This is a genomic window from Myxococcus sp. AM010, from assembly GCF_013372585.1.
Taxonomy (GTDB): domain Bacteria; phylum Myxococcota; class Myxococcia; order Myxococcales; family Myxococcaceae; genus Myxococcus; species Myxococcus vastator.
The window spans coordinates 1-20,523 of the sequence record NZ_JABXEO010000070.1 but is presented as its reverse complement, the minus strand read 5'-3'; the positions used below and the strand labels follow the sequence as shown (position 1 = coordinate 20,523).

Genomic DNA, 20,523 nt, shown 5'->3' with positions numbered 1-20,523 from the left:
ATGCTCCGCTTCGCCTACGGCTGCATCCCCTCCGTCATGTCCCTGTACTTCGCCAACACCCTGGTGCGGCGAGCAGGGCTCGTGCCCGCGTGCCTCCTCCTGTCCGCGGGGGGCCTGCGCTTCCAGAAGAAGCGCTACACCCCGGCCCAGGTGCTCCCTGTCTTCCTCAAGCAGTTCGGCCCGCGCTTCACCGGCTACAACGTGCTCGCCGGGCTGAGCGGCTCGCTGCCCTTCAGCATCCCCGCCTCGGGGCTGATGAGCTTCCAGGCGCTCTCCCAGGCGTATGGCATTCCGCTGGTCATCAGTGATGACTTCTCCGGAGCGGCCACGGTGAGCGAGCTTCAGCGGCACGGGGTGGAGCTGTTCCTCACCAGCATGTGCGACCAAATCATCCGGGAGCCGCTGCTCAGCCTGCCGCGCCATGGCTGTCTGAACATCCACCCGTCGCTGCTGCCGGAGTTTCGCGGCGTGGACTCCGTCTTCCAGGCCATGCTGAACGGCGTGTCTGAGATTGGAACGACGCTTCACCGCACCACCGCGCGCATCGACGCGGGCGACGTGCTGGCCCAGAGCGCGTTCACCCGCACGGCCGCTGATTCCCACCTGGCGCTGACGGCGAAGGCGACCGCGGCGGGCATCGCCTTGCTAAAGCGGCACCTGGAGGCGCTGGAGCGCGGTGAGACGCCGGACGCGCGTCCCATCGACGTGAGCCGGGCGCGCCATCCCTACCGCTCCTGGCCGGAGCGGGAGGAGCTGCGCCGCTTCCATGCCCAGGGGAACACCTTCTGGCGGGCGGCGGACTTCCGCCGCATCCTCGCCTTCGAGGACGTGCTGGCGGTGTAGCGCGCCGGAGACGGCACGCCGGACGGGAGCGGCTCCCGCCCGGCGTGGAGGCTTCAGACTGCGGACTACTTGCCGCGGATGATGGACTCGCTCTGGATGCTCAGGGCGCTCGCGGCGGCCGTCAGGTCAATGGCCGAGAAGCTGGTGTACGGGTAGTGGCCGTCGCCCAGCTCCTCGACGAACTCGACGTGGTCGCCGCTGACGATGCGGCCGTCGAAGTCGAACGTGAAGGCGCCCGGCGTCGCGCTGCGGAAGGCCCACACACACGCGCCCGAGGCGATGGGGTCATGCGCGCCGAAGGACGTGTGGTTGCGGAAGCCCGTGTGGATGGGCGTGAAGCGGATGTGGATGTCGTACCAGGACGCGTCCATCGGGAACCAGAGGCCGCGGTTGATGTGCCGGCCCTGGAGCTGGCCGCCGCTGTACACGTACACGCTGTAGGTCGAGCCACCCGGCGTGCCGGTGAACTGCGGCTGGAACGTCACCCGGCCCGGCTCATTGCCGATGCCGACCTGGATGGTGCTGACCACCTGCTCGCCGTCACGCGCCGCCAGGGCAAAGCCCTGGCCAGCCTTGGCCAGGTCCTGGAAGACGGCCTTCTGCTCCCACTGCGTCGCGGCGGCGAAGTTGCTGGAGACGCCGTCGCTCGCGGCGTTCGCCAGGCCGGTGACGTTGAGGCCCGTCTCCGTGCGCGCGAGCTTCGCGTCGCCCGTCGCGCAGTGGGTGACTCCGGCGAAGGTCCCAACACACTGCTGCTTCACGGGCGCTTCCTGGTTCGAAAGCGCGTCAGCCTCGGCGGGCTGCGACTCCTCGCCCTGGCAACCCGCGGCCGTCAGACTCAGGAGTGCCGCCGCCATCAGGCGGCCCGTCAGCTTGATGCTCATGGATGAAAAACCTCTCGTTGGGGGGGATGGACGACTGCCGGGTCGGCAGAAGACCCGGGGGCCGCGTTTGCACCTGGCGCGCCAGCGCGTCGCGCACGGCGCCGTCGCTCGGTGCGGGCTCAGCGGCCACCCCGCCCGGGAGCACGGGACGTAGCGCGCGGCGTCACAGAGACCCGGCTCCTGTGGCGGGCCCTGCTACACCTCAGGCGGCCCAGGAGCGCCTTTCAGGCGGGCTTCAGGAGGCCCGGGGCACGGGTCCAGCGCGACACCTGTCTCCCTTGTACTGCGGGCTGGCTTGGATTCCGGGATTTCGTACCAACCCGTCATATCCCCTATGCTTCGTCACAGTCGCCCGGGAGCCCGGCCGGACTTCCCCCCGGAGAAGGCTGGAACATGAACAGCGCAAGCGTGAATGAATCCCCCATGGATCGTCGCCGCTTTCCTCGGCTCGAGGCGCCGCTCTATGCCCGGCCCGCGCGCCTGAGGCGCGTGGACAAGCAGCAGGTGCTGGACGCCAGCCTGGGGGGCATCCGCATCTACTCCGACGAGCTGTACACCCAGGACTCCGAGCTGGAGCTGGACCTGTTCCTGCGCGACGGCACCTCGTTGGAGTGCAAGGCGCGGGTGGCCTGGACACGCAAGCTCGCCAAGGACGCGGTGGCGCGCTTTGAAGTCGGCCTGGCCTTCACGGACGTACCGCCGCTGGCCATGGACAAGCTCAAGTCGGTGCTCGTCACGGATGACGAGGGCGGCCCGGCCGACTCATAGCCGCTGGGCGGCGGGGACGCCGTTCAGGGCTTCCTCCAGCACCGCGCGCAGCTCCTGCTCCAACCCCGGCACCGAGGCCCTCCGGAGCGCACCGCCCCCTCCGAAGAGGGACAGCCCCTCCAGGAAGGCGACCACCAGCGCCGCGCGCCGCTCCAGGCGAGCCGGGCCGAGGTCGGGAGCCAGGTCTCGCAGCAGCTCCACGACGCCCGCCCGGAAGCCCGCGTAGAAGACGGCGAGCGCGTCCGCGACCATCTCATCCCGCGCGGCGAGCGCCCACAGCTCCGCGAAGAGCTGACAATGACGCGGTGACGCCTGGTCCTCCAGCAGGGCCTCCACTGCGCGCCGCAGCCGCTCCACCGGCGCGCTGCCGCCTTCCTCCACCCGCGCATGCACCCGCTGGCTGGCCGCTTCCAGGTAGCGCGCGAGCAGCGCCCGCACCACGTCCTGCTTCGCGGGGAAGTAGTACTGGAGGTTGCCCACGCTGAGCCCCGCCCGCTGCGCCACCCGGCGCAGCGTGAGCCCCGAGTGGCCCTCATCCACCAGGGTGTCGGTGGCCGCATCCAGGATGGACGCCACGCGCTCGGTCCCCTTGGCGTGGACGGCGGTCCCCTCGCGAGGCTTCGACGACGGCAGCTTCCCTCGCGTGGCGCGTGGCATCAGGCCGCCTCCTGGCGCCGTGGCGCCTCGAGCCGCACCTGGACGCCGCACGCGCGCAGGGCCTCCAGGGTCTGCTCCATCCGCGCGTCGTGCTCCGGGAACCACACGCCCGCGGCGGGAGGCGGCGCGCCATCCAACCCCAGCAGCCGCTCCGTCCCCAGCGCCGCGCCCACCGCCGTGAGGTGGGCCTGGCCCTTCGGGTCCACCACCTCGATGCGCAGCGCGCCGCGAGGGCCCTCCACGTCCGCCACCCACGCCGCCTCGCCGCCCGTGCCGCTGCCGGTCATCATCGCGCGCCGCACGGACGTCAGGCGAGGATGCTGGAGCAGCCGGAGCAGCCCCACCTGCTGGAACGCCGCGAGCAGCCAGGTGACGGCGCCCGAGTCGAACCCCAGCCGCGTCGACACCGTGCGCGCGCCCAGCACCAGCGGCAGCGTGGCCTGCTCGGGCGTGTCGAGCCGGAAGACCCGCGTGGGGCGCCCATCCGAGAACATCACCCGCCGGCCGTCCGTCAGCGGCAACACCTGCCGCTCCAGCCCGCCCTCCGTGACGTCGAAGGCCACCCCCAGCCGGTCCATGTACTCCAGCGAGTCCGGGCCCGCCTGGTCCGCCATGGCGAAGCGGATGCCCACGTCGACGCGCTCGGCGCCCCCCACCCGCTCCGCCGCGCCCGCGACGAGCCTGGGCACCAGCCCCGCCATCCACGCGGAGCTGAGCAGGACGGGTGCCCGTGGGGGCGTCCCCGACAACCGCAGCACCGCCGACTTCACCCGCGACGTCCAGCGGGTGATGTCGAGCACCGCCACGCCCCGCCGGACCGCCGAGCGCAGCACCGCGTCGTCCGGGTCATTGACCAGCGACACCACGGCCCGGGGCCGTCCGGACAGGGACGCCAGCGGATCGGACGCCGTCACGTCCAGCACCGCCGCCTCCGCGTTCCCCAAGCGCTGGGCCAACGCCTCCGCGGGCTCGCGGCGACGACCCGCGATGACCAGCGGGAGCTCCGGATGCCGCTCCCGCAGCACCTGCGCGAGCCACGTCCCCACCACGCCGTAGCCGCCCACCAGAACGACACTGTCCTCAGACACCATTGCGCGCTCCACCCGCCTGGCGTGGGCCATCCACGCCGCTCGAAGCACTTATTAGGTCATTCGACCTATATTTTCACGACAATCGCCCTGGCCGCGTGGCCGGGGGTGGGCGTCGTCCCTGGCGTTGTGCTCCGGCCGCGCCTGCCGCAGGCTTGGCCCCGTGAGGGCGTCCGAGCAGATGGCGGTGGCTGAACCCCAGCGGGCCGGGCGCGCGCGGCTCGCCTTCGAGCGCGTCGGTCCTCGCACCGTCGTGCGCACCGCGCTGGCGCACAGCCCGCTGCGGCTGCTCACGCCCCGGAACCACGGCCACGCGGCCTGGGCCTACACCAGCTCCTTCGGAGGCGGCCTGGTGGACGGCGACCACGTCTCTTTGGAGGTGGACGTGGCCCCGGGTGCCACGGCGCTGCTGGCCAGCCAGGGCGCCAACCGCGTCTACCGCTCACCCCATGGCTGCCGGAATGACGTGGCCGCCCGCGTGGAGGAGGGCGCGCTGCTGGCCTTCGTCCCGGACCCCACCGCGTGCTTCGCCGGCGCCCGGTATGCCCAGACGCTGGACGTCCGGCTCGCGCCCCGCGCCTCGCTGGTGCTCGTGGACGTCATCACCTCCGGCCGCGGCGCCAGTGGTGAACGGTGGGCCTTCACCCACTATGACTCCACCCTGCGCGTCACCGTGGGCGGCCGTGCGCTCGTGGACGAGCGCTGGCTCCTGGACCCACGGCATGGCGCGCTGCCCGAGCGCCTGGGCCGATTCAACGCGCTGGCCACCGTGCTGCTGGTGGGCCCCAGGCTCGCGGAGGCCCGTGGGCCCCTCTCCGCCCAGCTCGCCGCGCTGCCGGTGACGTCTCGCGCGGAGCTGGTGCCCGCGGTCAGCCCCCTGGGCGAGGACGGCCTGCTCCTCCGGGCCGCGGCCATCTCCGTGGAGGCGCTGTTGCACACCACACACGCGTGGCTGTCCTTCCTCCCCGCGCTGTTGGGCGATGACCCCTGGGCCCGCCGCGCCTGACGGTGCCCGCTTGGAAGCCGTTGACGCAGCGCGCTAGGCTGATGGGGTGCACCTGTCCCCTCGCGATGTCGACAAGCTGCTGCTGCATCAGGCCGGCTTCCTCGCCCAGAAGCGCCTCGCGCGCGGGGTTCGGTTGAACTACCCGGAGGCGGTGGCGCTCATCGCCACGCAGCTCCTGGAGTTCATCCGCGACGGCCGGGGCGTGGCCGAGCTGATGGACCTGGGGCGTCAGCTCCTGGGACGCGCGCAGGTGATGGACGGCGTGCCGGAGCTGCTGGCGGAGGTGCAGGTGGAGGGCACCTTCCCGGACGGCTCCAAGCTGGTGACGGTGCACCACCCCGTGGTGGCCGAGCACGGCGACCTGGCGCTGGCGCTGTACGGCAGCTTCCTCCCTGTTCCTCCGCTGGAGCGCTTCAGCGCGGCGGCGCGGACGGAGGAAGGGCGTCCCGGGGAAGTGCGCGTGCGGCCGGGCGACGTCCTCCTCAACGAGGGACGCGACACCGTCACCGTGAGCGTCACCCACCGGGGCGACCGGCCCATCCAGGTGGGCAGCCACTACCCCTTCTTCGAAACGAACCGCGCGCTGGTGTTCGACCGGGCCCGGGCCTACGGCCGCCGGCTGGACATCCCCGCGGGCACCGCGGTGCGCTTCGAGCCGGGTGAGCGCAAGACGGTGCAGTTGGTCGCCATCGCCGGCGGCGCGGTGGTGCGCGGCGGCAACGCGCTGGGCAGCGGCAAGGTGACACCAGAGGGCCGCGAGCGCGCATTGGAAGCGGTGCGCGCGCGGGGCTTCGGCCACGAGGAGGAGCGCTGATGAGCCGGAAGATGGACCGCCGCCACTACGCGGACATGTTCGGCCCCACCACGGGAGACCGGGTGCGGCTGGGGGACACGGCGCTCTGGGCGGAGGTGGAGCGCGACGCCACGGTGTACGGCGACGAGTGCAAGTTCGGCGGCGGCAAGGTGCTGCGCGAGGGCATGGGCCAGCAGGCCGGCGTGGGGGACGCGGACGCGCTCGACTGCGTCATCACCAACGCGCTCATCCTCGACTGGACGGGCATCTACAAGGCGGACATCGGCATCAAGGGCGGCCGCATCGCGGGCATCGGCAAGGCGGGCAACCCGGACGTCATGGCGGGCGTGACGCCGGGCATGGTGGTGGGCGTCACCACGGAGGCCATCTCCGGGGAGGGCCTCATCGTCACCGCGGGCGCGCTGGACACGCACATCCACTTCATCTGTCCCCAGCAGGCGGACGAGGCGCTGGCCAGCGGCGTCACCACCTGGGTGGGCGGCGGCACCGGGCCCGCCACGGGCACCAAGGCCACCACCTGCACGCCGGGCGCGTGGAATCTCCAGCGGATGCTGGAGGCCACGGACGCGATTCCGCTGAACATCGGCCTCACCGGCAAGGGCAACACGTCCCTGCCGCAGGGGCTGGTGGAGCAGGTGCGCGCGGGCGCCATCGGCCTGAAGCTGCACGAGGACTGGGGCACCACGCCGGCCGCCATCGACACCTGCCTCACCCTGGCCGAGGGCGAGGACATCCAGGTCACCATCCACACGGACACGCTCAATGAGTCCGGCTACGTGGATGACTCGCTGGCCGCGTTCAAGGGCCGCACCCTCCACACGTACCACTCCGAGGGCGCGGGCGGCGGGCACGCTCCGGACATCATCCGCGTGTGCGGCGAGCCCAACGTGCTGCCCAGCTCGACGAACCCCACGCGCCCGTACACGGTGAACACGCTGGATGAGCACCTGGACATGCTCATGGTGTGTCACCACCTGGACCGGGAGATTCCCGAGGACGTGGCCTTCGCGGAGAGCCGCATCCGGGGGGAGACCATCGCCGCGGAGGACATCCTCCACGACCTGGGCGCCATCAGCATCATGGCCTCGGACAGCCAGGCCATGGGCCGCGTGGGCGAGGTCATCTGCCGGACGTGGCAGACGGCGCACAAGATGCGCGAGCAGCGCGGCCGGTTGCCAGACGAGCGCGGCGACAATGACAACCTCCGCATCCGCCGCTACGTGGCGAAGTACACCATCAACCCCGCCATCGCCCACGGCATGTCCCACGAGGTGGGCTCGGTGGAGGTGGGCAAGCTGGCGGACCTGGTGCTGTGGAACCCAGCCTTCTTCGGCATCCGGCCGGAGCTGGTGGTGAAGGGTGGCTTCATCGCCTGGGCGCAGATGGGGGACGCCAACGCCTCCATCCCCACGCCGCAGCCCTACATGATGCGGCCGATGTTCGGCGCTCGAGGCCGCGCGACAGGCGCCACCAGCGTGGCCTTCATCTCCGGACGCGCCTTCGCCGAGGGCACGGTGAAGGACCTGGGGCTCGCCAAGCGGCTGGTCGCGGTGAGTGGCTGCCGCGGCCTGGGCAAGAAGGACATGAAGCTCAATGACGCCCTGCCCGCCATCACCGTGGACCCGGAGACCTACGAGGTCCGCGCGGACGGCGAGCTGCTTCGCTGCGAGCCCGCCAGGCGCCTGCCCCTGGCCCAGCTCTACTCGTTGTTCTGAGAGGGACGCGAGACATGGGCTCGACGTGGCGGGTGTTGCAGCTTTCGGACTCCGGCTTTCCCACCGGCGGCTTCGCGCACTCCGGCGGGCTGGAGGCCGCGGTGCAACTGGGCGAGGTGCGAGGCCCCGCGGAGCTGCGGCGCTTCGTGCGGGACCTGCTGTGGCAGACGGGCCAGGGCGCGCTGCCGCTCTTGAGCGCCGCGCACCGTGAGCCCACGTCGCTGCCCGCGCTGGACGCGCGCGCGGAGTCGTTCCTCTCCAGTCACATGGCCAACCGCGCCAGCCGCACGCAGGGCCGGGCCTTCCTGGACACCTGCGCGCGCATCTTCCCCCGGCCGGTGACGCCGGTCCGCGAGGCGGCCCGCGCCGCCGGGCTGCGCTTCCATCATGCGCCCGTGTTCGGCGCGGTGTTGCACGCGCTGGACGTGTCGCTGGAGGACGCGCAGCAGCTCTTCCTGTCCCTCACCTTGAGGGGCGCGCTGTCCGCGGCGGTGAGGCTGGGCATCGCGGGCACGCATGAATCCCACCAACTCCAGCACCAGGCCACGCCCCTGCTGGACGAAGTGCTGGCGCAGTGCGCGGCGCTGGGGGTGGAGGCGCTGGCGCAGCCGTCTCCCCTGCTCGACCTGTTCGGCGCCACGCACGACCGGCTCTATTCCAGGCTGTTCCAGTCCTGAGTGAGGTGAAGCGCACATGCACGACGACCACCGCGGCCACGGACACGACGACGACCATGACCACGAGCACGAGGAGTGGGACCACCCGGGCCACTACCACGAGCGCGAGGAGCCCCAGCGGCGCGACTACAAGGCCCGCGCCTTCACCATTGGCATTGGCGGGCCGGTGGGCAGCGGGAAGACGGCGCTGGTGCTGGCGCTGTGCCGCAAGCTGCGCGAGCGCCACCGCCTGGGCGTCGTCACCAACGACATCTTCACCCAGGAGGACGCGGAGTTCCTCGTCCGCCACCAGGCGCTGTCCCCGGACCGTATCAAGGCGGTGGAGACAGGCGGCTGCCCCCACGCGGCCATCCGCGAGGACATCAGCCACAACCTGCTGGCGCTGGAGCAACTGATGGAGGCGCTGGCGCCGGAGCTGCTCATCGTGGAGAGCGGCGGCGACAACCTGGCGGCGCAGTACAGCCGCGAGCTGGCGGACTACACCGTCTACGTCATCGACGTGGCCGGCGGGGACAAGGTGCCACGCAAGGGCGGCCCCGGCATCACCCAGTCCGACCTGCTGGTCATCAACAAGACGGACCTGGCGCCGTATGTCGGCGCGGACCTGGGCGTCATGGACCGCGACGCGCGGAAGATGCGCGGCGACGGGCCCTTCGTCTTCACCCAGGTCACCCAGGACGTGGGCGTGGACGCGGTGGCCGAGCACATCCTCGGCGCGTGGCGGCAGCGCACCGGGGCTCGGGGGGCCTGACGTCACGCGGCCGCCTCGGACCGACGGGCTCGCGTGTCAGGGCCCGGGCAGCGGATGACCCAGCCCCTCTCGCGTCCTACGGTTGGGCCTGTAGCGGCTTCAACAGTCCCGCTCGGTCCAGCAGCGCTCGCACCCGCTCAGCCAGCGCCACATGCTCCGGATTGCTGGCCGTGAAGCGCTCGGGCGTGAGAACGAGGATGGTGCCCTTGTCCTCTACCTGCTCGACGCGCACCGGAGCAGGAAGGGGAGGCACCGGCCCTCGATGCCGCGCGAGGTAGGTCACCCACCCAACGAACGTGCCCGGGTCCGCAAACTCGGAAGAACTGTCCCGATGGGTGACGGATGTGGCGATGCCCCATTCCGGGTCCCAGGCCAGCGCCAGCGCACTCACGACCTGGGAGAGAGTAAGGGAGGAGAGGAGTCGCTCCGCAACGGGTCCAATCGGTGGAAGTGTGAGGGTGCAGCGATCCACCACATGCCGCGAGCGCGAACCGCAAGAGAGGCTCGCCACACTGTTGCCCTCGACCATGCCGTTCCAAGCCGCGAAGGAAACGTCACCAGCCCCCTGTTGGTATTTCTCCTTGTCGAACAGGCCCATCAGGGTCTTTTCGTCGGGTTCGAACCGACGACTTCGAGCTTCTTCCAGAGAGCTTGCTTGCTCGTACCACTGCGAAACGGCTCCGTCCAAGGGGGCCAACCTTCGGAAGAAGGTTCCAGCACGTCGAGCGTATTCTTCCACCGGCTCACGTCGTCCGGGCCAATAGGCGCCAGCGTAGTATTTTTCGGTCATCTGGTACCTCACCCATGGGAGCGGCGGGGTGTGTACGACGCGGATCCTACCGAGACCTTCGGCTCTGAATAACTCGCGGACAGAATCCGCGGCCTCCCCCTCTCTGCCAACGTGAGTGAGACATTTCGTATCCGGCAGTTGAGATGGTCACCCTACCATCGCCGGCACGCGCAGGGGCGCCCCGACCAGAGGAGTCAAGGCGCCGAGCGCCCCCCAATCGCCGGGAAGCGCTCGTAGGCCCGCTTAAGCGCGACCAGGTGGGCGGGGTTGACCAGGTCGAGCGGCGTGTCCGTGAGCCGCACGACCCATCCGCCCGATGCCGTGCGCCGTGCCCGTGAGAGCAGCTCGGCGTCGCGGGCAGGGTCCGGGAACCCGATGGCGCGGGCGGCAGCATCCGACCAGTAGTTCAGCCACCCGAGGTAGTGCGGAATCTCAGGCGCGGGGATGTCCCATGAGTGCTTGAGCCAAGGCAGCCCATGAGGCGGAACAGACCGCTCATCCCCGGGGTGGCGATACTGCTGCGCCACTGTATCGGCAACGCCAGACGGCAGCGCGCGCCCCCAGAACGCACGTGCGCTCTCCGCTACGGCTTCCAGCGCATCCGCTGCCGCTGCGATGCCGACTGCATCCTGTGGCAGCGTCGCATGGACTTCAAAATGAGGCGCCCCAATTGCGGCAAGGCCCATCGCATTTTCCCACCCGCTAAGCGTCACGACACGGTCGTCGTCATCGTTGCAAAGGAAGGGAAAGCCATTGTCTGTCCTATCTGCCGCGACCCACTCGTCGCGGTGAGGCAACGGAATGAGGTCGTCCTTTTCAGAAGTCGTCCACCCCAGCCGCAGGCCGGGGACCGCACCCTCCATTCCATGGACGATGGCGACAGGACGCCCATCGTCGCCCACCAGCGCAGGCGCATAGACTGCAAGGTGTAGGGAACTCTGTATGGGTGACACGTCAGCACCAATCCATGACGACAATGTTGAGGTTGGGGACGAGTCGGAGCAAGGCGGCTTTGTGCGCTGCGCTTTTGACGCCAACGAAGAAATCATATCCACATTCCGCTGCGAGTTTGGCCTCGCGTCGTATCTCCGGCAATTTCACTCTGGCAAAAAATGCTTGTGAGCGAGGCGAGTGTATATCGAAATCATCAGTCTTGACTTCCCACAGCGTGCGCGTAGCAAGCGCCAGTGCGTCGAATTGCTTTCCATTGACGAGCACGTCCCAACCGGGGAAGCTGTTGTTCGGGACTTTGTCGGCACACTCATTGTGAGGGTCATTACCACCTCGTTGAGGCACTGGGACGGGCCTGCACTCGGGGCGGCGCTCTCGGTCCAGTGGATCGGTCGGCGCCGGGGGGAGCCAGTCCTGCCCTGATGACTCGGGCTTGGGCTTTCGGTGCGTCAAACGCTCCTGCTCATTGGATGGCCGCGTTTGAGTCTCGGGCTTGGCTTGCTCACGAGACGCTCTCCGGTATGCATCCAACTCCTCTTTGATGGCGACTGCCACCACGACTGCGCCAGCGACAACCACAGCCCCAATAATTATCTCGGGTGCTATCAGAATGCAGACGCCCAATCCAATAGCAGCACCACCCGCAGAGGCGACAGAGCATCTTCCCGTGACATCGCGAAACTCGATCCGGTCAAGGTCGAGCGCGTGATAACACCGCTCCACAAGCACGGCCCATTCGTTGGATGCCTCCCGCACCACGCATCGCCCGCCATCCGCCCACGGCAACGTCGCGGCCCGTTGGAGGTTGGCGACCCTCGGGTTCCGGGCCGCTGAGCCTTTCCGGCTCGGCGCCGACGTAGCGCAGGCTGAGAGAAGGAGCAGAAGTGCGGCGCAGGCGCGGAGTCGCATGGTCACGTCCTTACGAATGGGGTTCCGCCCGCCACGCTCGACAGTAAAGGTGCTCGGAACGCGCCTGAGTCTCGCAGCGCGGCCCCTGTGGAGCCAGAACCGCGTGCATCCTGTCCGCGCCGCCGCAACTCAGCGGTACACCTTTCCACCCCAGATGAATGCGACCCCGACGAGCGGCACGCCATAGGCCGCGACGTACCCTGTCGGCAGCAGGTACGCGACGAGCAGCTCGTTTTCCCACCCACCAGGGCGCTCCTGCATCCAGTCCGAGGCAAGCGTGCGTCCCGCGCCGACAGCTATCGCTCGGCAGTCAGTTCCTCAGCAAGCTCCGCCAGCTTTACATTTCTACTCTCAGGGCCAGCGCGAAACCCAATAGGCACCGTAGCTGCGGGGGCTGGAGAAGGCGCGTGGGGAGTGGGCGCTCATCTGCCTCACCCACAACCTGCGCAAGCTGCACGGCGCGACGGTGGCCGCGTAGCTGTAGGGGCCCCCCTCCGAGGCGCCCGTGGAATGAACATTCCTTCCACCGCAGCCCCCCGCAGACAGCGGGGCAGTTGGCCTGGACGCAACGGGGAGCTCTTTACCCGGCCCCTTGCCCCTTACTGAAACACGCTCCTAGTTCGCCGGCGCGGGCGCCTTCTCCTTGATGGGCGGCGTCTGAGGCGCGGGCACCCTCGCCGGCGGCGCCTTCCAGGTGGACGACTTCCCGGGCGTCTTCTGGCCCCGGGCCAGGTGCCGCTCGATGCGCCGCTTCACCTCCGGCAGCACGTCGTTGGGCACGGGGATGGAGAGGTTGTACTGCGCAATCTTCCAGGCGCCGCCGTCCTTCACCAGCACGCCGCTGCCGCGGCTGGGTCCCAGGTTGGGCGTGTCCAGCGTCTCGTCGAACCAGGCCACCGCGCCGTCCTTCGAGAGGGCGATGTGCCGCGACGTCGCCTTGAAGTTCCAGGCCTTGCCCTTGGCGAAGTACGGCTTCGCCCACGCGCGGAACGCGTCGCGGGTCCAGCGCTCGGTGGCGTCGGTGCCCAGGTACACCGCGTCCTCGGTGAAGTGGCCGAAGTAGCGCGCCTCGTCCGCGGCGGCGGCGGCCTGGTGCCAGTCATCCAGCACTGCGGTGATGGCGGCCTTCGGGTCAGCGGGAGCCGTGTTCGCGGGAGTGGAGGCGAGCACGAAGAACAGCAAGGCAACGGTTGGCACGCGGAAGACCTCGTCAGGCAGGGCGTTCAAGGTATGAAGCGGCACGGCCCGCCCCGCGTCAAGGCGAACGGGGCGGAGAGAAAGGCACGAATCGCATGGTCCTCGAGAGCTTCCTGGTGGGTGAGGGCGATGTGCCCACGGTGATGCTGCACGGCTTCCTGGGCACGGGGCGCAACCTGCGCTCGCTGGCGGCGGCGTGGAGCGCGGCGGACCCGCGCCGGCGCATCCTCCTGCCAGACCTCACCGGGCACGGGACGTCCCCTGCCCTGCCGGCGAACTCGGACCTCTACAGCATGGCCCGGGACGTGGTGGACACCGCGCGTGCGCAGGGGTTCCAAGGTCCGTTCGATTGGGTGGGGCATTCGCTGGGAGGGCGGGTGACGCTCGCGGCGAGCCTGAATGTGCCGGAGGCCGTCCGGAGCGTGTCGCTGCTGGACATCGCCCCGGGGCCTGTCCCGGGGGACTTGTCGGAGAGTGGCAAGGTGCTGGGCATCCTGCTCCAGGCGCCGGCCCAGGCGGAGAACCGCCGGGCGATGCGCGCGGAGCTCACCGGCCGCGGCTTGTCGGAGCCGCTGGCGGACTGGCTGCTGATGAACCTGGCGACGGAGGAGCGCGGCGTGCGCTGGCGCTTCGACCGGCAGGGGCTGGCGGACCTGCACTCGCGCGTGAATGACACGGACCTGTGGGCGGCGGTGGAGCGCGAGGACGGGCCACCCACGCGCTGCCTCCGGGGTGGCCGCTCCAAGTACGTGAGCGACGCGGACGTGGAGCGCCTGGTGGCCACGGGCTGCCCGGTGGAGACGCTGCCGGAGGCCGGGCACTTCGTCCACGTAGACGCGCCGCGGGCGGTGTTGGCCTGGCTGCCATCCAGCGTTCGCTAGCGCTGCGCGCCTCCACGAGGGCAGGTCAGATGCGCACGCCCAGCAACAGGCCGGGCCACATGCGGACGCCGCCGGGGCCGCGCCCCAGCTTCCACTGCGGCAGCCAGCTCACGTCGCGGTCCTCGTCCTGAGACGACGGGTCGTACGCGTTGAGCGACACACCGCCGAAGAGCGCGAAGCGCCGCTTGAGCTCCCACCCCAGCGTGGCGCGCATCCGGAACAGCGTGTTCTTGGGCCCCGTGCCATAGAAGTTCGGCTGCCAGCTCCCGTATGACAGGTCCACGTCCAGCGAGTAGCGGTCCGCGGCATCCAGCGGGACGTGCACGCCCAGGCCCAGGTTGAGGAAGGTCCGCAGCGAGTCTTCGCCAATCCCCACGCCCGTGGTGGCCAGTACATAGACAGTCCGGCTCCCATACTTGATGCCCACCGACAGGGGCATGACGTCGTCGGCGGAGAGCTCCAGCACGAAGCGCCCCTTGCGGACGATGCTCAAGAGGCCAATGGGCACCGACACGTCGTCGGCGATGTTGATGAGCCCCAACTGCACGCCGCGCACCTCGGCCGCCACGTTGATGAGGCCCACCTGCGCGCCCGCGACGTCCCCGGAGATGTTGATGAGGCCCACCTGCGCGCCCGCGAGCCGCTCCGCCAGGTTGATGCCCACGGCCGCCTGCACGCCACGAAGGCGCGCCGCCGCGCGGTTCGCCGTGGCGCTCACCTGGAAGCCCGTGAAGTCCCGCTCGGCCAGGTTGAAGACGGCGGACACCTGTCCGCCCGTGCCGCCACTGAAGGCGAGGTTGCCGCCGAACGCCGTCTGGAGCCCGAAAATCTCCCCGCCCGCCACGTTCGCGATGCCCGACACCTGGAACCCCTCCAACGTCCCGTCCACCCACCCCACGCCGACGGCCACGCCCAGCCCCTGGAGCTGCATCGAGCGCACGCCCAGCACGCCCAGCGCCAGGTGGTTGCGCCCGCCGCCACCCCACAGCGCGGTGGTGGCCAGCGGCGGCACCAGTGACAGATTGAAGGGCACGGAGGGCATGTCGCCGAGGACCACCGGCTCGCCAACGGACAGGGCCTGGGCCCGCATGTCCGTCCCGCCTCGCGCCGCCGTGCGGGTGAGCGTCATGGGCACGAAGTGCTCCGCGCGCAGCTCCGAGCCCCCCTTCGGCGACACCGTCAACTCCGCCTCGAGCCGCTGCGCCGGCCGCTCCAGCACGACGTGGTAGCGCCCCGCCTCCAGTCCCAGCGCCAGGCGCCGGCCCGCGGGCTTCTGCAGCTCCGCGACCAGCTGGTTGCCCCAGTCGCGCACGAAGAGGCGGCCCTGCACGTCCTCCGCCACCGTGAGCCGCACGCGTGAGGTGCGCAGGTCCGTCAGCACCAGGTCGCCGCTGCCCGCGAGCTGGATGTCATAGGCCGCGTGCTGCGGCCCACCCTGCGAGCGCTCCGTGCGCGCCAGCGTCTCGTGGAAGGCGAACTGGTAGGCCTCGTGCAAGGTGACGCGGCCATCGCCGCTGGCATCCGCCGCGCCGCGCAGGCCCGTCACCAGGAAGTGCGTGAAGAAGGACGCGCCGATGGTGTCCGACTCCTGCGCCACTTCGTCCGCGGAGCTGGAGGCGAGGTACGCGTGGCCCCTCACCTGCGACGCCGCGTCCATGAGGAAGCCCGGCCGGTGCACCCCGCCCTTGAAGCGCGTCAGCGCGCCGGAGCCGCACGAGTCCAGAATCGCGATGCGCACGTCCACGGGCACCGCACCCAGCTCCTGCTTCAGCGCCGCGTAGGTCAGCCGCTCACCGCGCGGCAGCAGCCCCTCCGCGTCCGAATGGCCCGAGTAGTAGAGCACCAGCTCGCTGCGAACGCCGTCCGCGGTCGCGGCCTCCACCAGCACCCGCATCCGCGCCAGCGCCGCCAGCAGGCCCTTGCGGTCCGCCTCCAGCAGCAGCACGCGGTCCGCCACCGCCACGCCGCCCAGCTCCTCCAGCACGCGGGACATGGCCAGCGCATCCGAGCCCGCGTAGCGCAGCCGCTCGCGCCCCTCGCCGCCCTCGCTGGAGCCCACGAGCAGCGCGAAGCGGCGCAGCGTCACCGGGGGCGCTTCCGCCGGGGGCGGCGTGGCCGCGGCGGACACGGTGGCCCACACGCCCAGGCAGGCGACGGCCAGCAGACCGCACCGGCGGCCCCATCCCCCAGCAGTGGTGCGTCTCATCATCCGCGTTCCACCCCACGCGTCAGGCCCGGCCCGGCCTCAAGCGAGTCCCTCGGCATATCTCGACTGGTGGCCGGCGCGCGAGCGCGGCTCACGGACTCCAGAGCGCCCGCCGCACCACCCAGGAGCTGCCGCCCCGGCCATCCCGCACCACCGCCCAGAACGTCACCTCTTGCGCCTGCGCGCCCGCGGGCGGCTCCCACTCCGTGCGGTGCCGGCCTTCCTGCCCGCCGAACGACGAGCCTCCCGTCTCCTGCGGCGCGAACTCGCCCAGCGTCGCGTGCCACGAAATCTCCCAGCTCTCCCGCAGCGTCACCGCCTCCAGCCGCAGCCCGGGCACCACGTAGGTCTCCTGCAAGGCGGCCACGTCCTCGGACGTCACCACGAAGGGCCCGGCCCCCCGCAGCTCCAGCGGCGCCTCCGCGGGCCACGCGACGTCATCCACGCGCAGGCCTGGAATCACCGGCTGTTCGTTCACCCGCATGCCCTCCACCGCCGGGCACCAGAAGACCATCAGCTTCTGCGCGTACACCACCTCGTCGCCCGCCTGCGCGCGCAGCACCAGCGGCATGCGCAGGCCCCCCAGCCCCCGGTACGGGTCCAGCTCCTGCACGCGCTGGAGCAGCGGGATGTCCTCCGCCAGCGTGGACGCGCCCGGACGGACGCTGAGCGCCAGCTCGCCCGCCACGGTGGCGCCCTCGGAGAGCAGCACGCGGTTGGACGCGTTCGCGCACGTCCGGTCCTCCCTGTCCGCGCACGCCCACAGCGTGTACTGGATGGGCCGCCCTTCCCCCGCCGGGTCCACCAGCAGGGTCCGGTACGTCACGTCCGAGGAGAGCTCATCCAGCGTCTCCTGCGTGATTTCACAGGCGGACGCCATCAGCTCCGGAGGCTCCGTGGCGATACCGAGCACGCGGAAGTCAAACACGCGCGACGGCTGGTCCTCCACGTCGACACACGCGGCGGCGCCCAACAGCAGCAGCGACAGGCCGCAGGACTCGAGCAGGGCCTTCATCTCAGAAGCTTCCTTTCACACCCACCACGGGGAGGATGGGGATGCCCGGCACCTCGTACTCGCGGCGGAACCGGTAGTCATTGAAGACGAACTCGACGTTCTGCGCGTTGTAGAGGTTCTGCACGTCCAGGTAGGCCGTGAGCGTCCAGCTCTGGAACCGCCAGCTCTTGTCCACGCGCACGTCCAGTTGGTGGAAGCCACCCGTGCGGTCGGAGAAGTACGGGCCGAACGTCGCGTTGAAGCGGTTGCGGTCCGAGTCGTAGACATCATAGCCGCCCGCCAGCGGCGTCATGGGCCGGCCGCTGGTGTAGCGGAAGCGGCCACCCAGCTCCCAGCCGTTGCCCAGCACGTAGCTGGCCACCAGCGTGAGGATGTGCGTCTGGTCCCACGGGCTGAGGCCGTACGTGGAGTCGTCCGGCACGGCGCCCCCGCCACCGAACAGGCCGCCGCCCTGAGGCCGAGGCCCCGCGCGGCCGTCCTCGGCGCGGCTGAAGGTGTACGACAGCCAGCCGGACCACTTGTCGGTCGCGGAGGCGCGGTCCTTCTTCAGCATCACCTCCACGCCATACGCGCGGCCGATGCCGTCGTTGGAGTACGGCAGCGTGAAGACGCCCCCGCCCTCGTTGGTGACGAGCTGACCGGGGGACACCACGTTGTTGAAGCGGCGGTTGAAGAAGCCGGTGACGTCCACGTTGAACACGTCGTTGAAGCGGTGCTCCACGCCGAGGCTGCTCTGGAACGCGCGCTGGTAGGCGAGGTCCGGGTTGCCGTAGGGCAAGGTGATGAAGCGGAACGTCTCCGGCGGCTGGCTGTAGAGGCCCAGCGAGCCCTTGAGGTTGGTGCGCGACGTCGCCGCGTAGCGGACCCACAGCCGCGGGTCCAGCGCCAGGTTCCGCGTGTTGCCCACCGACTGGAGGTTGCCGCGCACGCCCGGCGTGAAGGTGAACTGCCCCACCTGCAGGTCGGCTTCGAGGAAGAGCGCGCCGTCGAAGGCGCTCAAGGCAATCTGCTCCTCCAACTGCTGGCCCACCGGCTCGGCCCCAGGGAAGGGCACGTACTCCACGCCGCCCGGCGCGGGGAAGGACACGTCGTAGCGCTCGTGCTCGAAGACGATGTCCAGACCGGTGCGGAGCGTGAGCGCGGAGGACAGCTCGATGCCGAGCACCTCGCGGGCGCCCAGCGTGTAGGTCCTGCCATCCTGCCGCGCGAGGCCGAAGTCGACGCTGCTGCGGTCCATGCCGACGAAGGGCGTGAAGACGGACCACATCGCGCCCTTGCGGTAGGTCCAGTCGCCCTTCACCCGGTGGAAGTTCGTGCGTGTGTCCAGCTCCAGGTCCCGCTCCGTCTCGGGGCCGGTGGACACCACGCGGAGCTGGTCATCACTGCCGAAGGCCATGATGTAGCCGGAGCTGCGCGCGCCCCCTGGCGTCACGGCCGTGTCGTCATTGGCCGTGCCCCGCTTCGCACCGAAGTCCACGCGGAGCTGGTAGTCCCAGTAGCGCGGCACCACGGAGAGCGTGCCCCCCTCCGACTCCGGCAGGACGGCGGGCAGAATCGCGTCGATGTAGGAGCGGCGCGCGGCTGCGGCCACGCTGATGCCGTCCGTAATCGGGCTCTCCAGGAAGAAGCCCGCGTCCAGCAGGTCCACCTTCACCGAGCCATGCAGCGTGTCCGAGGCGCCCTTGCGCGTGCCCACCTCGACGATGCCGCCCACCGCGCGGCCGTACTGGCTGCCGTAGCCGCCCGGGAAGAAGTCGAGCTGGTCGATGAACTCGGCGTTGACCACCGACGGCCCGCCGAGCAGGTGGAACAGGAGGGGGATTTCGACCCCGTCCATCATCGTCGACGTCTGGCCCGGGTTGGAGCCACGCACCAGCAGCTCGCCGGAGATGAAGGGCGCGCGCGCCACGCCCGGCAGCGACTGGATGACGCGGATGGGGTCGCCGAAGGAGCCCGGCGTCTTCTGCGCCTCCTCGCGGGTGATGGTGCGGCGCACCACCTCCTTCTTCGGCCGCGCGGAGCGCACCACCGTCTCCAGGCCGCTACCCGAGGGCGCGAGGTAGAAGTTCACCTCCGTCGTCTCGTTCGGCTTCAGCTCCTCCTTCGTCTGGTAGAGCTGGAAGCCCGTGGCCACCACGCGCACCTCGCAGGGGCCCGCGGGCACCTCGAGCGTGAAGCGGCCGTCGTCGTCGGACATCGCCTCGGGCGCGTCCGGGTCGTCACCGCAGCGCACGGTGGCGTTGGGCACGCGCGAGCGGCTGCCGCGGGAGATGAGCTGGCCGGTGAGCGTGGCCTTGGGCTGCTCGGCCTCCGCGGCCTCGGCGCCCGCCTCCGGCTCCGGCGCGGTGAGGGTGAAGTGGTAGACGTACTCCACCTGCACCGGCGCGGGCACGCCGTCGACCTCGGCGGGCGAGAAGCGGAACTGGCGCACCGCCGCCATGGCGGCCTCGTCGAAGCCGTTGCCCACCGGCTCGGTGGGCAGCACCTCGGCGACGGAGCCGTCATCCGCGATGGTGATGATGAGCCGCACCGACGCGGTGAGCCCCTGCGCGAGCGCCTCGGGCGGGTACTGCGCCTCCACCTGCTGCACCAGCTCGGGAGGCCTGGTGATGGTGGGCTGGGCCTGCGCCGGGGGTGGCGTGGCCGCGTCCGCGGGAGGCGCGCCGGCCTGGGGTGCCTGCGCGAGCACCGGCGCCGCCAGCAGGAGCGAGGTCGCGACGAGCGCGCCTCGGGCTTTCAGGAGGGAGGACATGGCGTGTCCAAGCATACGGGTGAGGGAGTTGCCGCTCCCGCTGAAAGAGAGCCGGAGCGAAGGCGAGGTGGAATCCCGGCGGCGCCTGTGGGGAGGGGTACCCCTGGCATGCCGGGCACGCCCGCGCTCCGCCCCCCTCCCAGCGGGAGTGGCGACATCAATCGAGCAGGAAGGTGTACGCGTATTTCATCTCCGTGGAGACGGGCTCGCCGCCTTTGATTGCGGGCTTGAAGCGGAAGCGGCGAATGGCATCCCGCGCCGCCTCGTTGAGGCCATAACCGGGGCCCTTGAGAAGCTTCACCGCCACCACCTTGCCTTCGTGGTCGATGGTGATGGAGAGCGTCACGGTGCCCTCCACGCCCGCGCGGCGCGCCTCCTCTGGGTAGGGAATCTTCACCTCGGAGGCCACCGTGGGCTCGGAGTCCACCTGGTAGATGGGCGCGTACTTCGGCGCGCTGTACCCCTTCACGTCCTGGGGCGCCTTCGCCGTGGGCCCCGTCCTGCCGTAGAGCGTGTTGCCCACGGGCGCCGCGAAACCTCCGGCGCTGGTCGTGGAGGACATCGACAGCCCCACCACCAGGGGCGCGGGCGTGGAGGGCACCGTGACGCTCTCCATCAC

Annotated in this window: 20 protein-coding genes; 8 read left to right on the top strand and 12 right to left on the bottom strand. The window is 70.5% G+C overall.

Annotated elements, in window-relative coordinates; translation table 11 throughout:
* Positions 1-843, top strand: coding sequence for a formyltransferase family protein (locus HV826_RS26855; RefSeq protein ID WP_176419828.1), 843 nt, complete (start codon positions 1-3; stop codon positions 841-843).
* Positions 844-908: 65 nt separating this feature from the next.
* Here the strand turns inward: HV826_RS26855 and HV826_RS26850 are convergent, their stop codons facing one another.
* Positions 909-1,727, bottom strand: a complete 819-nt coding sequence (locus tag HV826_RS26850; protein WP_176419827.1) for a hypothetical protein — start codon at positions 1,725-1,727, stop codon at positions 909-911.
* A gap of 423 nt (positions 1,728-2,150) precedes the next feature.
* On the opposite strand from HV826_RS26850, the gene HV826_RS26845 reads away from it, so the two are divergent.
* On the top strand, positions 2,151-2,495 hold the full coding sequence (locus tag HV826_RS26845; RefSeq protein WP_255208076.1) for a PilZ domain-containing protein: 345 nt from the start codon (positions 2,151-2,153) through the stop codon (positions 2,493-2,495).
* On the opposite strand, the gene HV826_RS26840 is transcribed toward HV826_RS26845, so the two are convergent.
* Both HV826_RS26840 and HV826_RS26835 read right to left on the bottom strand, forming a co-directional pair.
* Positions 2,490-3,152, bottom strand: coding sequence for a TetR/AcrR family transcriptional regulator (locus HV826_RS26840; RefSeq protein ID WP_176419826.1), 663 nt, complete (start codon positions 3,150-3,152; stop codon positions 2,490-2,492). The two genes, HV826_RS26845 and HV826_RS26840, sit on opposite strands and share 6 nt — an antisense overlap.
* Positions 3,152-4,243 (bottom strand): saccharopine dehydrogenase NADP-binding domain-containing protein, encoded by a 1,092-nt coding sequence (locus HV826_RS26835; RefSeq protein WP_176419825.1) that lies wholly within the window; start codon positions 4,241-4,243, stop codon positions 3,152-3,154. Before HV826_RS26835 ends, HV826_RS26840 begins: the two co-directional genes overlap by 1 nt.
* 178 nt (positions 4,244-4,421) lie before the next feature.
* Here HV826_RS26835 and HV826_RS26830 point away from each other — a divergent pair, with 178 nt between their 5' ends.
* Genes HV826_RS26830 through ureG form a run of 5 tightly spaced genes read left to right on the top strand, consistent with a single transcriptional unit; the run spans position 4,422 to position 9,203 of the window.
* Positions 4,422-5,246: an urease accessory protein UreD gene (locus HV826_RS26830; protein ID WP_176419845.1), complete on the top strand. Its 825-nt coding sequence runs from the start codon at positions 4,422-4,424 to the stop codon at positions 5,244-5,246.
* A 46-nt stretch (positions 5,247-5,292) separates the two neighbouring features.
* Positions 5,293-6,060 (top strand): urease subunit gamma, encoded by a 768-nt coding sequence (gene ureA, locus HV826_RS26825; RefSeq protein ID WP_176419824.1) that lies wholly within the window; start codon positions 5,293-5,295, stop codon positions 6,058-6,060.
* On the top strand, positions 6,060-7,775 hold the full coding sequence (gene ureC, locus HV826_RS26820; RefSeq protein WP_176419823.1) for an urease subunit alpha: 1,716 nt from the start codon (positions 6,060-6,062) through the stop codon (positions 7,773-7,775). Before ureA ends, ureC begins: the two co-directional genes overlap by 1 nt.
* 14 nt (positions 7,776-7,789) lie before the next feature.
* Complete coding sequence (locus HV826_RS26815; RefSeq protein WP_176419822.1) at positions 7,790-8,452, top strand: urease accessory protein UreF; 663 nt, start codon at positions 7,790-7,792, stop codon at positions 8,450-8,452.
* A gap of 16 nt (positions 8,453-8,468) precedes the next feature.
* A complete protein-coding gene (gene ureG, locus HV826_RS26810) occupies positions 8,469-9,203 on the top strand; it encodes an urease accessory protein UreG (protein WP_176419821.1) in 735 nt (244 codons plus the stop codon).
* Between the two features lie 76 nt (positions 9,204-9,279).
* On the opposite strand, the gene HV826_RS26805 is transcribed toward ureG, so the two are convergent.
* From HV826_RS26805 to HV826_RS26790, 5 genes are all read right to left on the bottom strand, one after another.
* Entirely contained in the window at positions 9,280-9,993 is a 714-nt protein-coding gene (locus HV826_RS26805) for an immunity 52 family protein (protein WP_176419820.1), read from the bottom strand.
* A gap of 194 nt (positions 9,994-10,187) precedes the next feature.
* On the bottom strand, positions 10,188-10,856 hold the full coding sequence (locus tag HV826_RS26800) for a DUF5953 family protein (RefSeq protein WP_407938438.1): 669 nt from the start codon (positions 10,854-10,856) through the stop codon (positions 10,188-10,190).
* A 91-nt stretch (positions 10,857-10,947) separates the two neighbouring features.
* Positions 10,948-11,853 carry a DUF6310 domain-containing protein gene (locus HV826_RS26795; RefSeq protein WP_176419818.1) on the bottom strand — a complete coding sequence of 302 codons (906 nt, stop codon included), beginning with the start codon at positions 11,851-11,853 and terminating at the stop codon, positions 10,948-10,950.
* Positions 11,854-11,982: 129 nt separating this feature from the next.
* Positions 11,983-12,114, bottom strand: a complete 132-nt coding sequence (locus tag HV826_RS37465; protein ID WP_255208078.1) for a hypothetical protein — start codon at positions 12,112-12,114, stop codon at positions 11,983-11,985.
* A 354-nt stretch (positions 12,115-12,468) separates the two neighbouring features.
* Positions 12,469-13,050 carry a nuclear transport factor 2 family protein gene (locus HV826_RS26790; RefSeq protein WP_407938437.1) on the bottom strand — a complete coding sequence of 194 codons (582 nt, stop codon included), beginning with the start codon at positions 13,048-13,050 and terminating at the stop codon, positions 12,469-12,471.
* A gap of 95 nt (positions 13,051-13,145) precedes the next feature.
* On the opposite strand from HV826_RS26790, the gene HV826_RS26785 reads away from it, so the two are divergent.
* Positions 13,146-13,931, top strand: coding sequence for an alpha/beta fold hydrolase (locus HV826_RS26785; RefSeq protein ID WP_176419816.1), 786 nt, complete (start codon positions 13,146-13,148; stop codon positions 13,929-13,931).
* Positions 13,932-13,956: 25 nt separating this feature from the next.
* Here HV826_RS26785 and HV826_RS26780 read toward each other — a convergent pair whose 3' ends face one another.
* The 4 genes from HV826_RS26780 to HV826_RS26765 all read right to left on the bottom strand — a co-directional run.
* A complete protein-coding gene (locus HV826_RS26780; protein WP_176419815.1) occupies positions 13,957-16,140 on the bottom strand; it encodes an LA_2272 family surface repeat-containing protein in 2,184 nt (727 codons plus the stop codon).
* A gap of 88 nt (positions 16,141-16,228) precedes the next feature.
* A complete protein-coding gene (locus HV826_RS26775; protein WP_176419814.1) occupies positions 16,229-17,152 on the bottom strand; it encodes a hypothetical protein in 924 nt (307 codons plus the stop codon).
* 1 nt (position 17,153) lies between these two features.
* A complete protein-coding gene (locus HV826_RS26770; protein ID WP_176419813.1) occupies positions 17,154-19,919 on the bottom strand; it encodes a TonB family protein in 2,766 nt (921 codons plus the stop codon).
* Between the two features lie 142 nt (positions 19,920-20,061).
* Positions 20,062-20,523, bottom strand: a 462-nt coding sequence (locus tag HV826_RS26765; RefSeq protein WP_176419812.1) for an energy transducer TonB, incomplete at its 5' end; no start/stop codon positions are given.

Coding starts and splice junctions, on each gene's coding strand:
- HV826_RS26800 (WP_407938438.1), bottom strand. CDS start 10,856: ATGGAGGGTGCGGTCCCCGGCCTGCGGCTGGGGTGGACGACTTCTGAA.
- HV826_RS26855 (WP_176419828.1), top strand. CDS start 1: ATGCTCCGCTTCGCCTACGGCTGCATCCCCTCCGTCATGTCCCTGTAC.
- HV826_RS26805 (WP_176419820.1), bottom strand. CDS start 9,993: ATGACCGAAAAATACTACGCTGGCGCCTATTGGCCCGGACGACGTGAG.
- ureC (WP_176419823.1), top strand. CDS start 6,060: ATGAGCCGGAAGATGGACCGCCGCCACTACGCGGACATGTTCGGCCCC.
- HV826_RS26835 (WP_176419825.1), bottom strand. CDS start 4,243: ATGGTGTCTGAGGACAGTGTCGTTCTGGTGGGCGGCTACGGCGTGGTG.
- HV826_RS26845 (WP_255208076.1), top strand. CDS start 2,151: ATGGATCGTCGCCGCTTTCCTCGGCTCGAGGCGCCGCTCTATGCCCGG.
- HV826_RS26830 (WP_176419845.1), top strand. CDS start 4,422: ATGGCGGTGGCTGAACCCCAGCGGGCCGGGCGCGCGCGGCTCGCCTTC.
- HV826_RS26850 (WP_176419827.1), bottom strand. CDS start 1,727: ATGAGCATCAAGCTGACGGGCCGCCTGATGGCGGCGGCACTCCTGAGT.
- HV826_RS26775 (WP_176419814.1), bottom strand. CDS start 17,152: ATGAAGGCCCTGCTCGAGTCCTGCGGCCTGTCGCTGCTGCTGTTGGGC.
- ureG (WP_176419821.1), top strand. CDS start 8,469: ATGCACGACGACCACCGCGGCCACGGACACGACGACGACCATGACCAC.
- HV826_RS26840 (WP_176419826.1), bottom strand. CDS start 3,152: ATGCCACGCGCCACGCGAGGGAAGCTGCCGTCGTCGAAGCCTCGCGAG.
- HV826_RS26780 (WP_176419815.1), bottom strand. CDS start 16,140: ATGATGAGACGCACCACTGCTGGGGGATGGGGCCGCCGGTGCGGTCTG.
- HV826_RS26785 (WP_176419816.1), top strand. CDS start 13,146: ATGGTCCTCGAGAGCTTCCTGGTGGGTGAGGGCGATGTGCCCACGGTG.
- HV826_RS26770 (WP_176419813.1), bottom strand. CDS start 19,919: ATGCTTGGACACGCCATGTCCTCCCTCCTGAAAGCCCGAGGCGCGCTC.
- HV826_RS26815 (WP_176419822.1), top strand. CDS start 7,790: ATGGGCTCGACGTGGCGGGTGTTGCAGCTTTCGGACTCCGGCTTTCCC.
- HV826_RS37465 (WP_255208078.1), bottom strand. CDS start 12,114: ATGCAGGAGCGCCCTGGTGGGTGGGAAAACGAGCTGCTCGTCGCGTAC.
- HV826_RS26795 (WP_176419818.1), bottom strand. CDS start 11,853: ATGCGACTCCGCGCCTGCGCCGCACTTCTGCTCCTTCTCTCAGCCTGC.